General features: G+C 63.2%; 14 protein-coding genes. 9 read left to right on the forward strand and 5 right to left on the reverse strand.

Annotated features, from left to right (window positions below; all coding sequences use genetic code 11):
• Position 1 precedes the first annotated feature (1 nt).
• Positions 2 to 1,411 carry an MATE family efflux transporter gene (locus tag ANTHELSMS3_RS07875; protein WP_254694879.1) on the forward strand — a complete coding sequence of 470 codons (1,410 nt, stop codon included), beginning with the start codon at positions 2 to 4 and terminating at the stop codon, positions 1,409 to 1,411.
• A gap of 84 nt (positions 1,412 to 1,495) precedes the next feature.
• Here the strand turns inward: ANTHELSMS3_RS07875 and ANTHELSMS3_RS07880 are convergent, their stop codons facing one another.
• Positions 1,496 to 2,815, reverse strand: a complete 1,320-nt coding sequence (locus ANTHELSMS3_RS07880) for a ferredoxin reductase family protein (protein WP_198319905.1) — start codon at positions 2,813 to 2,815, stop codon at positions 1,496 to 1,498.
• A 132-nt stretch (positions 2,816 to 2,947) separates the two neighbouring features.
• Between ANTHELSMS3_RS07880 and ANTHELSMS3_RS07885 the strand changes: the two genes are divergently transcribed.
• Both ANTHELSMS3_RS07885 and ANTHELSMS3_RS07890 read left to right on the forward strand, forming a co-directional pair.
• A complete protein-coding gene (locus tag ANTHELSMS3_RS07885) occupies positions 2,948 to 3,823 on the forward strand; it encodes a 50S ribosomal protein L11 methyltransferase (protein WP_094034391.1) in 876 nt (291 codons plus the stop codon).
• 116 nt (positions 3,824 to 3,939) lie between these two features.
• The gene (locus ANTHELSMS3_RS07890) at positions 3,940 to 4,284 is read left to right on the forward strand and encodes a hypothetical protein (protein ID WP_094034392.1); all 345 of its coding nucleotides are present in this window, start codon (positions 3,940 to 3,942) and stop codon (positions 4,282 to 4,284) included.
• Between the two features lie 230 nt (positions 4,285 to 4,514).
• Here the strand turns inward: ANTHELSMS3_RS07890 and ANTHELSMS3_RS07895 are convergent, their stop codons facing one another.
• On the reverse strand, positions 4,515 to 4,721 hold the full coding sequence (locus ANTHELSMS3_RS07895) for a DUF1127 domain-containing protein (RefSeq protein WP_094034393.1): 207 nt from the start codon (positions 4,719 to 4,721) through the stop codon (positions 4,515 to 4,517).
• 325 nt (positions 4,722 to 5,046) lie between these two features.
• Here ANTHELSMS3_RS07895 and ruvC point away from each other — a divergent pair, with 325 nt between their 5' ends.
• The 5 genes from ruvC to ANTHELSMS3_RS07920 are packed head-to-tail and all read left to right on the forward strand — an operon-like array spanning position 5,047 to position 8,773.
• A complete protein-coding gene (gene ruvC, locus ANTHELSMS3_RS07900) occupies positions 5,047 to 5,535 on the forward strand; it encodes a crossover junction endodeoxyribonuclease RuvC (RefSeq protein ID WP_094034394.1) in 489 nt (162 codons plus the stop codon).
• The gene (gene ruvA / locus ANTHELSMS3_RS07905) at positions 5,532 to 6,194 is read left to right on the forward strand and encodes a Holliday junction branch migration protein RuvA (protein WP_094034395.1); all 663 of its coding nucleotides are present in this window, start codon (positions 5,532 to 5,534) and stop codon (positions 6,192 to 6,194) included. Before ruvC ends, ruvA begins: the two co-directional genes overlap by 4 nt.
• A 9-nt stretch (positions 6,195 to 6,203) precedes the next feature.
• A complete protein-coding gene (locus tag ANTHELSMS3_RS07910; RefSeq protein WP_157733440.1) occupies positions 6,204 to 7,064 on the forward strand; it encodes a GIY-YIG nuclease family protein in 861 nt (286 codons plus the stop codon).
• On the forward strand, positions 7,061 to 8,089 hold the full coding sequence (gene ruvB, locus ANTHELSMS3_RS07915) for a Holliday junction branch migration DNA helicase RuvB (protein WP_094034397.1): 1,029 nt from the start codon (positions 7,061 to 7,063) through the stop codon (positions 8,087 to 8,089). The genes ANTHELSMS3_RS07910 and ruvB overlap by 4 nt, the downstream gene beginning before the upstream one ends.
• 57 nt (positions 8,090 to 8,146) lie before the next feature.
• A complete protein-coding gene (locus tag ANTHELSMS3_RS07920) occupies positions 8,147 to 8,773 on the forward strand; it encodes a hypothetical protein (RefSeq protein WP_094036999.1) in 627 nt (208 codons plus the stop codon).
• A 191-nt stretch (positions 8,774 to 8,964) separates the two neighbouring features.
• Here ANTHELSMS3_RS07920 and trpS read toward each other — a convergent pair whose 3' ends face one another.
• On the reverse strand, positions 8,965 to 9,993 hold the full coding sequence (gene trpS, locus ANTHELSMS3_RS07925) for a tryptophan--tRNA ligase (protein ID WP_094034398.1): 1,029 nt from the start codon (positions 9,991 to 9,993) through the stop codon (positions 8,965 to 8,967).
• An 80-nt stretch (positions 9,994 to 10,073) separates the two neighbouring features.
• Between trpS and ANTHELSMS3_RS07930 the strand changes: the two genes are divergently transcribed.
• A complete protein-coding gene (locus ANTHELSMS3_RS07930; RefSeq protein ID WP_094034399.1) occupies positions 10,074 to 10,757 on the forward strand; it encodes a rhomboid family intramembrane serine protease in 684 nt (227 codons plus the stop codon).
• Between the two features lie 21 nt (positions 10,758 to 10,778).
• On the opposite strand, the gene ANTHELSMS3_RS07935 is transcribed toward ANTHELSMS3_RS07930, so the two are convergent.
• Both ANTHELSMS3_RS07935 and murJ read right to left on the reverse strand, forming a co-directional pair.
• Positions 10,779 to 12,038, reverse strand: coding sequence for a phospholipase D-like domain-containing protein (locus tag ANTHELSMS3_RS07935; RefSeq protein WP_094034400.1), 1,260 nt, complete (start codon positions 12,036 to 12,038; stop codon positions 10,779 to 10,781).
• Complete coding sequence (murJ, locus tag ANTHELSMS3_RS07940; RefSeq protein WP_094034401.1) at positions 12,035 to 13,582, reverse strand: murein biosynthesis integral membrane protein MurJ; 1,548 nt, start codon at positions 13,580 to 13,582, stop codon at positions 12,035 to 12,037. The genes ANTHELSMS3_RS07935 and murJ overlap by 4 nt, the downstream gene beginning before the upstream one ends.
• Positions 13,583 to 13,584: the final 2 nt, after the last annotated feature.

The following is a 13,584-nucleotide window of genomic DNA, read 5'->3' on the forward strand; positions in this document are numbered from 1 at the left end:
TATGGCAGCAGGCCCCACGCAGACGGACGGGCGGTTTCTGACCGGGTCCACGCTGGGCCATGTGGTCCGCATGACCCTGACCGGGGCGGCCGGGATTACCTTTGTGTTTATCGTCGATGCGGCGAACCTGTTCTGGGTGTCGCAACTGGGGCAGCCGATCCTGATGGCGGCCATCGGCTATGCCTTTGCCATCCAGTTCTTTACCGTCTCCATCGGCGTCGGGCTGATGGTTGGCACCACGGCACTGGTATCGCGCAGTATCGGGCGCGGTGAACGGGCGTTGGCGCGCGAACAGGGCGCGGCGGGGATGCTGCTGACCTTTCTGGTACAGGCCGTCACGGCGGGCACGGTGGTTGCGTTCCGGCGCGATTTTCTGGGCAACGTTGGTGCCAGTGGCGAGGTGCTGGATCTGGCCGCGCGCTATGTGGCGCTGTCGATGCCGTCGCTGGCGATCATGGCCGTGGGCCTGTGTGGCAGTGCTGTGCTGCGTGCCGACGGGCTGGCGCGGCAGGCGATGATGGTCACCATGGGCGGCGGGATTATCATGCTGGGCGTCGACCCGGTGCTTATCTATGTGCTGGAGATGGGGCTGGATGGTGCCGCGCTCAGTGTCTGGATCTTTCGCGGCATTATGGCCGGGTTGGCGATCTGGTACGCGGGGTTTCGACACGGGCTGCTGGCGCGGCCCTCGCTGGTCCTGTTGGTGCGCCACGCGCCCGCGTTGCTGCGGGTGGCGGTGCCTGCCATCGTGACGCAAATGGCCACGCCTTTCGGGAACTTCCTGTTGACCGGCTTTATCGCGGCCTATGGCGACAACGCGGTTGCGGCCTGGGCGGTGATCAACCGCCTGACGGTGGTGGCCTTTGGCGGGCTGTTCTCACTTGCGGGGGCGATTGGCGGCATCTTTGGCCAGAACTTTGGCGCGCGGCAGTTCGACCGCTTGCGCCAGACCTATCGGGACGCGGCGCTGTTTTGCGTCTGCTACGCGGGCGTCGTCTGGCTGATCTTGATGGCGCTGACGGGGACGATTGCCAAGGGCTTCGGGCTGACGGCAGAGGGGGCCACGGTGCTGCGCGCCTTTACCCAGATCGGCGCGTTGTCCTTTACCCTTGGCGGGCTGCTGTTCGTGTCCAATGCTGCGGTCAATACGCTGGGTCGGCCGCTGTGGGCCTCTGTCCTCAGTTGGCTGCGCGATGGGCTGTTGTTGTGGCCTGCCGCAGTCTGGTTGACGGCGGGTTATGCGGCAGAGGGCGTGGTTTATGCGCAGGCGCTGGTTGGCGCGGTCATGGGCATTGTGGCCGGGGGATTGGGCTGGCGTTATGTCCGGACAATTGGCGACGGCCCGCTGCCAAAGGTCAACCTGCGGGAGCGGCGCGCATGGCGCGATCCCAATCGCTGGCGGCGGCGCTAGACCGCACCGCGCAGGGCGAAGACCAGGATCGCTAGCGCGATCACGGCGGTCAGCACCCAGAACACGCGCAAGATGCGGCCACGGCTAGTCATAGCTGAACTGCTCCAGAAGGATGTTTTTTGGGGGGACGCCAAGGTCCGTCAGGACCTGTTCAACCGCGTGCAGCATGGGAGGGGGACCGCAGAGGACAAAGACCCAAGTGCGCAGTGCGTCTTGATCGAAATGGCGTCGGATCATTTCCGCGGTGACAAAGCCGGTCTCGCCCGTCCAGTTTTCAGGCGGTTCTGACAGGACATGGACCACCCGCAGCGGCCCGTCCGTGGCGCGCGCTTTCAATTCCGCGTCGCAGACGATCTGGTCGATGGTCCGGTTGGCGTAGAGCAACAGACGCGGGCGCGGGTCCGCGTCGGCATCCAGTTGGCGCAGGTGCGACAGCATCGGGGCGATGCCGACGCCCCCCGCGATCAGCGCAACACCCGCAGCGTCCCGATGCCGGTCCAGCGTCAGTGACCCAAAAGGCGCATCGACATAGGCACGGGTGCCGGGCCGGATCCCTCCAATTCGGTTGGTGAAATCGCCCAGTTCCTTGATGACAAAGCGCAGGTCCGGGTCTTCCGCCGGGGCAGAGGCGATGGAGAACGGATTTTCATCCAGCGATACGGCAGGTCTGCCAACACTGATCCAGGCGAAATGACCGGGTTGGTAGCGCAGCCCTGTGTGGCCTTCGGGGCGCAGGCGCAGTTCCCAAGTACGGTCAGCCACGCGGGCAACGGCGCTGACCGTCCAGGGGCAGCGCGCCTTCATGGCCGGTTTGATCACATAGACCCAGAGCAGCGAAAAGACGGCCACCGCAAACAGCGCCCACCATAGCACGGCCAGCGTCGGATCGGCGCTGTACCGACCCGCGCGAGTGGCGTGCAGCACGCCAAGCCCGGCCACACCTAGCGCCATCAGCCCATGCATCGCGCGCCAGTGTTCATGTCGGAACAGTCCGTCGCGCCCCAGCGCTATGACCATCAGTGCCCCCAGCAAAAGCCACGCAACGATTCCCGGCCATAGCCCCGACCAATCGTAGTTGAGTGCGGCAGACCCAGGCGGCGTCAACCCGCCGCTCAAGCTTTGCGGACCGGCATACAGATAGGGGTGCAGCAGGATCATCACGGTGGCGGCGCGGGCCAGCAGCTGATGCAGGCGCATGGTGACGTCCATGCCGATCCGCCCCGAGATTACCCGGAACCGCCCCGACAGGACAAATTCCACCAACAGGATGGCCAACCCGGCCAGCGCCACGCCACTGGCCAGTTCGTCGCGCAAGGGGCGCGGCGCATGGCCCTGCACTGCGGCCAAGACAAGCGGCGCGCAGGTCAGACCGAGGTAGAACAGGACAAGCAGGGCTGCGGGCATGGCGTCATCTCGAAACGTGCATTGACGATACCACGCCCTAACATCGGTTTCACACCTGGGGTGCGGCGGCTTGCGGTGGACGGGCATTCGTGCAACAGCGAGGGCGTTTTCCCCCGGAATGGACTCCTCGACATGCCCAAGACATGGACCGCCTTCACCACACTTTCCGACAAGGAGCAGGCCGAGGCGCTGGGCCTCGCAATCGAGGAGATGGACCCGGAGCCCATGGGCGTTGGTGTCTTTGAGATCGAGGACGGCTCTGGCATGTCCGAGGTGGGCGGCTATTTCACCGAGGCACCGGACGAGGTGGCGCTAGCGCTGCTGGCGGCGGCCTATGGGGCCAAACCCTTTGTTGTCTCCAAGGTGCCGGACACCGATTGGGTCGACAAGGTGCGGCGCGAACTGACCCCGGTCGAAGCGGGACGTTTTTTCGTCTATGGCAGCCACGACGCGGACAAGATCCCCGATAGCGCTGTGCCTCTGCTGATTGAGGCCGCGATGGCCTTTGGCACCGGGCACCACGGCACCACGCAGGGCTGTCTTGAGGCGCTTGATCGTCTGGCAACTGAGGGGTTCATCGGCAAACATGTCGCTGACATCGGCTGCGGCACGGCGGTTCTGGCGATGGGGGCCGCGTGCCTCTGGCCCGACATGATCATTGCCTCCGACATTGATGAAGTCGCCGTCGAGGTGGCAGAGGCCAACGTGCGCGCCAACAACCTGTCCGACAAGGTAACCTGCGTTGTGGCCGCCGGGTTCGAGAACCCGGAACTGCATGCGCGCGCGCCGTATGATCTGGTCTTTGCCAATATTCTGAAACAGCCGTTGATCGACCTTGCCCCGGACATGGCCAGCCACATCGCCCCCGGCGGCTATGCGATCCTGTCCGGCATTCTGACCTGGCAGGCGGATGAGGTCGTCGAGGTTTATACAGCCCAAGGGATGCCGCAATTGCGCCGCGATACGATTGGCGAATGGGTGACGCTTACCCTCCAGCGGAGCCAGTAAACAAAGGGTTAATGTCTCTATTCAGAACAAATTTGAACTGAATTGCCTCATTCTTGCCGTAAAGTTTGGCTAAAACTTGTCTTAATCGGTGGGGGCCGATTTCAAGTGAGGCTGCCATGGATCAGGCCCAACAAAGTTTTCACAAGCGTGAGCAGGCGCTGCGGCGCAAACACATCCGCATGTCCAAGGGCTATGTGACCCGGATGAATCGCAACGGGGTCATCGAACAGGTGCCGGACCGGCATTTCAGCGGGATTGGCCTGCGCCTTGTTCTGCGATTGGCTCTGGTCGTCATGGCGTTCAAGATACTGGCCTATGCCTGGTTGGGTGAGACGCAATACCTTAGCAGTGTCGCGACCCTGTCGCAGGGGGCCTTGTATGAAAAGGCCGGGGCCTGGGTGATGCAGGCAGATCCCGTGACCCGTGCGGTGGCGGGGTTCATCTCGCCGCGGGTCGGCTAAGGCCCATTGGTTAAAACCCATTGGTTAAAACCCATTGGTTAAAACCCATTGGTTAAAACCCATTGGTTAAAACCCATTGGTTAAAACCCATTGGTTAAAACCCATTGGTTAAAACCCATTGTCCAGAATGCGAAACGGCCACGCTTCTTGCGAAGCGTGGCCGTTTGCCTTGCCGTGAGTGGCAACCGTATGGACCGGGTCATCCCACCCGTTCCATCCAAGTCTAAAGATCAGTAGCGTCCAGCAACGCTGTCGATGTCGCCGCGGTGCAGGCCGATATCGTCAAGTTCACGATCGGTCAGGGCAGACAGGCTGTTGCGGGTCAGGCGGGCATCATTCCATGCGGCAAACGTGCCGATGGCAGTTGTAAACATAGTGCCGATGCGCGCGGCGGAGCCCGAAGCGGCGTACGGGCGGGTCAGGTCGGTTGCGGCCATTTCTGGTCTCCTTGAGTCTGGTCGAATATGGTTTGTTGTTCGTTCTGAAACCGCACATAGTTTGGGCAATCGGCCCGTTCAAGCTGCATTTTCTGCATGGGTCTCATGCATTTTTTGCATGGCAGAAACAGAGGTTAACCCTGTTGAAAAACAAGCAAAAAACCGCCGTTTTCGGCGTCGGTTTCTGACGTTTGCGTGACGCAATCAGGCAGCGCGTGTCGGTCCGGGAGTAAGCGGTGTCGCAATTGGTCTTCGGCGCATTAACCTTGGTCTTTGTTCGCGTTTCGTGCTAGCCGTGTCTGAAAAACAACAACAGTAGGCATCCATGCGGATATTGGGCATCGACCCGGGGCTGCGCACCCTCGGATGGGGTGTGATCGAGGTAGACGGCAGCCGACTCAGGCACGTTGCAAACGGGTTGTGTAAGCCCGGTGGTACGGAATTGGCCGAACGACTCCTCAATCTGCACGTTCTTTTGACAGAAGTGTTCCGCGAAATGGCCCCCGATGAGGCGGCTGTGGAAAAGACCTTTGTGAACCGCGACGGGGCCGGGACGCTGAAACTGGGTCAGGCGCGGGCGATTGCCTTGCTGGTGCCGGCTCAGTTTGGGCTGACCATCGGAGAATATGCGCCGAACTCTGTCAAGAAGACAGTTGTGGGTGTCGGCCACGCTGAAAAACATCAGGTCGAACATATGGTCAATCTGCAATTGCCCGGTGCCAATCCGGCAGGGCCGGATGCGGCAGACGCGCTGGCGATTGCGATCTGCCACGCGCATCACATGGGGACGCGACGGATGAAGGTGCGGGCATGATCGGGCGCATTGCAGGGCGGATCATCTATCACGGTGAGGATCATGTGCTGATCGACGTTCAGGGCGTCGGCTATGTCGTCTATTGCAGCGACCGGGTGCGCGCGGGCCTGCCCGGCGCAGGCGAGGCGGCGGCGCTGTTCACCGATCTGCTGGTGCGTGAGGATCTGTTACAGCTTTTCGGCTTTCCGACGTTGGTTGAAAAGGAATGGTTTCGCCTGCTGCTGTCGGTGCAGGGCGTTGGGGCCAAGGCGGCACTGGCGATCCTCGGCACGCTGGGGCCGGACGGGGTCAGCCGCGCGCTGGCATTGGGCGACTGGTCAGCGATCAAGGCGGCGCGTGGCATTGGCCCCAAGACGGCGCAACGCGTGGTCATGGAGTTGAAAGACAAGGCGCCGATGGTCATGGCCATGGGCACGGCAGAGACGCAGGGCTCTGATTCTGTGACGCCGGTCGATGTGATCGAAACCGCGCCCGCCGCTACCCCCGCTCCACCACGCGCCGCCAACGCGCAGGCAGAGGCGCTGTCGGCATTGGGCAACCTTGGCTATGCCCCTTCAGAGGCCGCAGGAGCCGTGGCAGAGGCCGCTGGTGCCGCGCCTGAGGCAGACACCGCGGGACTGATCCGCGCGGCGCTGAAGCTGCTGGCGCCAAAGGGGTAAGGGATGCGATTGGCCGAAATCCTCATGGCGAGGGGCATTCAAACGCATGAAACTGCTGTCGTCCTTCATCGTCCATCAGAGCCGGGGTTGCGTGGCGCAATGGCCCATATCATACAAAATCGCCGCGAAATTTTTGAGGCGTATCAGTCGTTTCACAGCAAGACCGCGACGGCGACACTGCGTAGGCGGGCAAAAATGCTGTCTTTTGCGGAAACGGAACCGGGTGAAATGGTGTTTGTCGGCTTTTATGCCGCGGAGTTTGTTGGCCAGCGACCGAGCGCGGAGATTAATTTGGACCCTAGTGTTCTGGCCCTTCACAGGGACTATGGTATGGACCTGTGGCGGGAAGCCGATAATGAGAGTCAGCCATGGTTTGACGTGAAGTTGTTGCCTGAGATGGCTGATTTGGCGGGCCGTCTGCGAATCCGAACACCGGAGGGGCGCGCCTATGTGCGGTTGGCTGAAAACCTAGACGCGGAAGTCATCTCGATTGAGAGAGCCTCCAGGTATTCGCCACCATTTCCTGGGTGGCGCAAGCTGTGCTTGAAAACAGAAGATGTACGGTTTCTGCCTAACGCTTGGGCGACGAGGCTGCGCGAGTGGAGAGGGATTTACCTGATCGTCGACGAAAGCGATGGCGCTCGCTATGTCGGTAGTGCTTACGGAGCGGAGAATATTCTGGGGCGCTGGCAGCAACATTGTGCCGGAGAGGTGGGTGTCACAGTCGAGCTGGAGCGACGTGACACATCCTTTTTTAGGTTCTCAATCCTCGAGAGAGTTTCCCCGGATATGCCCCCGGAAGATATCATCGCAATCGAACATACATGGATGGAGCGTCTGCATACGCGTCAATTCGGGTTGAACGCATGACCGACCCGGACCCCACCCTGCGGCCCGACCCGCTGCCAGAGGACCGCGACCGCGCCCTGCGTCCGCAGATGCTGGGCGATTTCATCGGGCAGGCAGAGGCCCGCGCGAACCTGCGCGTCTTTATCCAAAGTGCGCGCCAAAGGGGCGAGGCGATGGACCACACGCTGTTCCACGGTCCCCCCGGTCTGGGCAAAACGACGCTGGCGCAGATCATGGCGCGCGAACTGGGCGTCGGCTTTCGCATGACCTCTGGTCCGGTGCTGGCCAAGGCCGGCGATCTGGCGGCAATCCTGACCAACCTCGAACGCAACGACGTGTTGTTCATCGACGAAATCCACCGTCTGAACGCCGCCGTCGAGGAAGTGCTCTATCCGGCGATGGAGGATTATGAGCTCGACCTCGTGATCGGCGAGGGACCGGCGGCGCGAACAGTTCGGATTGAATTGCAGCCTTTCACACTGGTCGGTGCGACGACGCGGCTGGGCCTGCTGACGACCCCCTTGCGCGACCGTTTCGGCATTCCGACACGGCTGAATTTCTACACCATCCCGGAACTTGAGACGATCGTGTCCGGAAACGCGGTCAAGCTGGGCGTGCGGATGGAAGGCGACGGCGCGCTAGAGATTGCACGGCGGTCACGCGGAACGCCCCGCATCGCGGGGCGCCTGCTGCGCCGCGTGGTGGATTTCGCCATCGTTGAGGGTGGCGGCGTGGTCAGCCGCGCGCTGGCCGACAATGCGCTGACGCGGCTAGGGGTCGACAACCTTGGCCTCGACGGTGCGGACCGGCGCTATCTGACGCTGGTGGCCGAGAACTATGGCGGCGGTCCTGTGGGCATCGAAACCCTCTCCGCCGCCCTGTCCGAAAGCCGCGATGCGCTTGAGGAGGTGGTGGAACCCTACCTCTTGCAGCAGGGGCTGATCAGCCGTACCCCGCGCGGGCGGATGCTGGCGCAAAAGGCGTGGACGCACCTTGGACTTGCCGCGCCCGTGCCGCCGGGACAGAGCACTCTGTTCGACAACTGACCGTCGGGCGGCGGGATTTGAGCATTTGACGTGAGAAGAAGCAGCATGGCACAAGACCTGACCCCAGAGGACATTGAAAAACTGTTCACGCGGTCGGATGGCAGCTATCTCTGCGCGCGCTGGGGCCGTCCCCTGTCGCCGATCGTCTTTGGCGTCGAAGAGACCACACTGCAGGTGATCAAAGGCGCGTTTGAGGCTGTTTGCGTGCTGGCGGGGCATCAGATGGCCGAAACGGATCCGGAACTGGGCGCCAACGTCATGGTATTCTTCTGCCGCGATTGGGCAGAGCTTCTCGATGTGCCGGACCTCGGTCGGATGATCGATGGCTTGGAAACGATGGTGGACCGGCTGGAGGCGGCGAACGCGAACCAGTACCGGGTGTTCCGTTTCGAAGCGGATGGCGGGATCAAGGCCTGCTTTGTTTTCCTTCGGATGGATGCGGAACTGGCCAAACTGCCCGCAGAAACGCTGGCGTTGGGGCAGGTGGTGCAGTCGATCCTGCTGTGGTCAGACACGGCCTTTGCTGACCGGTCGGCGCTGGCGCAGGTCGGGGGCGGGCAGGTGATCCTGCGCCCGGACATCGCCGATGTGATCCGGGCGGCTTATGATCCGGTGCTGCCGGTGGCGGCGACGGAGCCGGCCCATGCCTTGCGGCTGGCGGCGAGGATCGCGGCCGGACGTTGAGGGTGTCCACGCGTGGACACGCACCAGTGTCAGAAAAATCAATGGCTTACAGAGGCGTTTTTACGATCCGTTAGGGATTGGCCGGACGAGAGAGGGACTGCGCAAGGCCCTGGCTTCTTCTCTGTACAAATACCCCGGGGTCCGGGGCAGAGCCCCGGTCCGGCAGTGCAACACGCGCAGACATTGAACCCTCAGCGCACCATGCCGACAATCTCATAGGTCTTCGCCAGGATCGGGGAGGCGATTTCGCGTGCGCGCTCTGACCCGCGGCGCAGGATGGCGTCGATCTCTGCCGGATCGGCGGTCAGACGCTTCATCTCGGTCGAAATCGGCTCCAGCTTGGCAACCGCCAGATCGGCCAGTGCGGGCTTGAAGGTGCCAAATTGCTGGCCGGCGTGTTCTGCAATGACCTGATCGACGGTCAGATCCGCAAGAGCGGCGTAGATGTTTACCAGATTACGCGCCTCGGGGCGTTCAGCCAGACCCTCGGCGTTGTCGGGCAGCGGTTCCGGGTCGGTCCGCGCCTTGCGGATCTTTTGCGCGATGGTGTCCGCATCATCGGTCAGGTTGATGCGGCTCATGTCCGAGGGATCGGATTTCGACATCTTCTTGGACCCGTCGCGCAGCGACATGACGCGCGTGGCCGCACCCTCGATCACCGGCTCTGTCACCGGAAAGAAATCGACGCCGTAGTCGTTGTTGAACTTGATCGCGATGTCGCGGGTCAGTTCAAGGTGCTGTTTCTGATCCTCGCCCACCGGCACATGGGTGGCGTGGTACACGAGGATATCGGCGGCCATCAGCGCGGGATAGGCGAGCAGTCCCAGCGAGGCGTTCTGCGTGTTCTTGCCGGCCTTGTCCTTCCACTGGGTCATCCGCTGCATCCAGCCCATTCGGGCGACACAGTTGAAGATCCATGCCAGTTGCGCGTGCTCGGCCACCTGGCTCTGGTTGAAGAGGATGGATTTCTCCGGATCGACACCCGAGGCGATGAACCCGGCGGTCAGTTCCCGCGTCTGGCGGCGCAGTGCCTCTGGGTCTTGCCACACCGTGATCGCGTGCATGTCGACCATGCAAAAGACCGACTGGACGCCTTGATCCTGGCTGTCGGCAAAACGTTTCAGCGCGCCAAGGTAATTGCCCAGCGTCAGCCCGCCGGAGGGCTGGATGCCAGAGAAAACGCGCGGGGTGAAGGCGGAGTTGGGCTGGCCGTCTGACATGGGAACTCCCGAAGGGTGTGGATATTGCTGCGCGGCTGGCTTACCCATGCGGCTGAGGACCGTCAAGGAAGAGGCAGACCATGACCCATCCCCACAACGAAGCCCCGATCAACCCGCTGCCACCGGTGGTGGTTGCGCTGTTCCTTGTGCTTGCGGGGATAGAGCTGGTGATCTGGCTGGGCGGGCAGGGGATTATCGGCGGTCCGGCGGCGGTTGGCTGGCGGTCCAGTATGATCGAATCCTACGGGTTTTCAGGGCGCGCCTTTGACTGGATGCTGGAGACCGGGCAGACCCCGCCAGAGCTGATGGTGCGATTTGTCAGTTACTTGTTCCTGCATGCCAGTTTCAGCCATGGACTGTTTGCCATGGTGATCCTGCTGGCCATGGGCAAGATCGTCTCCGAGGTGCTGGGGGCGCTGGCCTTTGTGACGATCTTTTTCCTGTCCGGTATCATGGGCGCCGTGGCCTTTGGGTTGATAAGCGATGATCCGTGGCTGATCGGGGCGTTTCCGTCGGTCTACGGGTTGATCGGCGGGTTCACCTTTTTGCTGTGGATGCGGTTGGGGACGGCGGGCGCGAACCAGTACCGAGCCTTTTCGCTGATCGGGATGCTGTTGGCGGTTCAACTGATCTTTGGCGTTTTCTTTGGCGGCACCAACGACTGGATCGCGGATATTGCGGGTTTCATTGTCGGGTTCGGGCTGACGGTGGTTTTGGTCCCCGGCGGACGGGCGGGCGTGATGGCGCGTATTCGGCGGCGCTGACGCGGCCGGGATCGGCGCGTGCTAGAACAGGTCGTCGGGTAACCACGAACGGCTATAGCGCGGGGTGGCTGTCTCCAGCGTTTTCCCCCCGGTGAGAGCGGCGCTGACATATGCGTGCAGCGCCTGTGTCAGGTCCGGGTCACGGGCCAGCACCATGGCCTCTGTGTTCCAGCGGCAGGCGCGGCGGGTCAGTGTCGCTGAGCCTAGCAGCGTGACATCGTCAAACAGGCACAGCGTGGCTCTTTCGCAGGCGGTGGGATCGGCGTGGATTGTTAGCCGGTCGCCAAAAGCTGATTGTAGCAGGTGCAGGTTGGTGGCCTGCAGGGCACTGGCGCGGGCATCGTCCCATGTTCCTGTGGTCGCGGGTGGCAGCAGCAGCGTCACATCGGGGCCGCTAGGGGTTGCCGCCTCGGCCAGCGCCTGCGCCAGACCATCGTGGCGAAAGGCAGCGGTGCGGATCAGGACGCGGCGGCGGGCAGAGCCAAGCAAGCGGGACAGGGTCGCCTCTATGTCATCGGCAAAAGGACGCGGGCCAAGACCCCGTTGCGGGCGCGACAGCGTGCGCAGCAGGCGCAAATCTTCGCGGCTTTGCGGTCTGGCGGGGCAGGCAACGGGGGCGATGCGTGCGGCCAGGCTGGGGGCGCCGCTGCTGTGGGCATCTGCCCAAGTATCGGCAAACTGGCCGCGCAGCGCGCCGCAGAAATCCGCGTCCTCCACCGCAAGGGCAAGACCGGCAGGGCCATCGGTGCCCAGATCCGGCCCGCCGATCACCGCGCCCAGACCATCGGCGACCGCGAAACTTTGCGAGATGTCGGCAGGGCGGGGGATTGGTCCCGTGGATAGCAAAGCGCGCTGTACCGGGGTCAGACGAGCGGGGTCTTCCGCGCGGAGCGCGGCCAGTGCGGGTGCAAGGCGGCGGCGCAGGGATCGCGCGCGTAGGCCTGTAGCGCGCTGGCCGTGGGTGGCGCAGACCAATTGCGCCTCACCCTGCACCACATCGGCGAACCCCGACGCATGGGACCACGCCGCGCGGTGTCTGTCAGGCGACAGCAGCGGGTCCGTGTCGGCGATCAGGAGACGCAGGTCGATGCCACGGCGCGACAGCAGCGCCAGCAGATCGCCCCATGTCTCTAGCCCGCCGTCGCGCAGGTCGGACGTGATGAGGGGCGCTGTTGGCGACAGATGCGGCAGGCACAGCAGCAGTTCGCCTTTGGCCGTGGCGGCAAGGCGCTCCAGCGCTGCGGCGGTGTCTTTGGCGGAGAGCAGCGCACGGGTGGTCATGTGCGGGACCGTTTGAACATGGCCTTGACCTCGGACAGACGGAAGGCACCCAATGTCTGGCCGGCGATGCCATAGACCAATGCGCCCAGAACGATCAGGCCAAACAGGACCGCAAAACGCAGGTATGGAATGGCAAGCCATGGGGCGAGCAAGACGTTCAGGCCCCACAGCGCGGCGCCCATCACGACCGAGGCGGCGCAGATGCGCCACAGGCGATTGCGAAAGCGGGTGTCGAAGCGGGCGACCTCTCCCATTTTGCGGGCGCCGCGTGCCAGTTGCCAGACCATGATCCAGCCCGCCAGCGTGGTGGCGATGGCGGGGGCCAGCCAGCCGATAAAGGGCGACAGGCCGATGGCGATGGCGGCGTTGACCACCATGGCCCAGACGGCATAGCGGAACGGGCTGCGGGTGTCCTCACGCGCAAAGTAGAGCGGTTGCAGCACCTTCTGCAGCACAAAGGCCGGCAGTCCCAGACCATAGATCGCCACCGCCGTGGCGATGGCGGCGCTGTCGATGGCGGTGGTCGCGCCACGTTCGAACAGGACCGCCACCATCGGCAGCGGGATCACGATCAGCGCCACGGACGACGGGATCGTCAGCGCGAGGCTGAGTTCGCCTGCGCGGGAAAAGGCAGCGCGCCCGCCGGTGTCATCCTGCGCCTTGAGCCTGCGCGACAGATCCGGCAGCAGGACGATGCCGACAGCGATGCCAACGACGCCAAGCGGCAGCTGGTACAGACGGTCAGCGGCATACAGCCAGCCCACCGCCTTGTCGAAATGGCTGGCGACCTGCTGGCCGACCAGCAGGTTGATCTGCATAACGCCACCCGCAAGGGCCGCTGGCACGGCGATCACCAAAAGGCGTTTCATATCGGGGGTCCAGCGCGGCAGGCCGGGGCGAATGCGCAGGCCGGACCGTTCGGCCGCGACCCAGACCAGCGCCAGTTGCGCCATGCCTGCCACAGGAATGGTCCAGATCAGCCATTGGATCACCTCGCCCCCCAGTGCCACGCCCAAGGCCATCGACGCGCAGACGAGGATGTTGAGCAGGACCGGCGCGGCAGCGGCGGCGGCGAAATGCCCGGCGGTGTTCAGCGCGCCGGAAAACAGCGCCGCGAGTGAGATCAGCAGGATGTAGGGAAAAACGATGCGGCCATAGCCCACGGTCAGATCGAACCGGGCATCGCCGTAAAACCCGCCCGCCGTGGCCCAGACCAGCGCGGGCATAAAGATCATCGCCAATCCCGTCAGCCCAAGCAGAACCGTCGCCAGCCCGTTAAAGGCATCGCGGGCAAAGACCATCGGATGCTCTTCGCCTTCATATTTCTTGGAAAACAGCGGCACAAAGGCGGCGTTGAACGCGCCTTCGGCGAAAAATCGGCGGAACATATTGGGCAGGCGAAAGGCGGCGACAAATGCGTCCATCACCGGCCCCGGACCGATCAGGCCAAGGATCAGGATTTCGCGCACGACGCCCAGAACCCGGCTCATCAGGGTCCAGAAACCGACGGTCATGACACCGGCGACAAGGCGAATGGGTTTCATGG

Origin of the sequence: Antarctobacter heliothermus, from assembly GCF_002237555.1 — a bacterium.
Taxonomy (GTDB): domain Bacteria; phylum Pseudomonadota; class Alphaproteobacteria; order Rhodobacterales; family Rhodobacteraceae; genus Antarctobacter; species Antarctobacter heliothermus_B.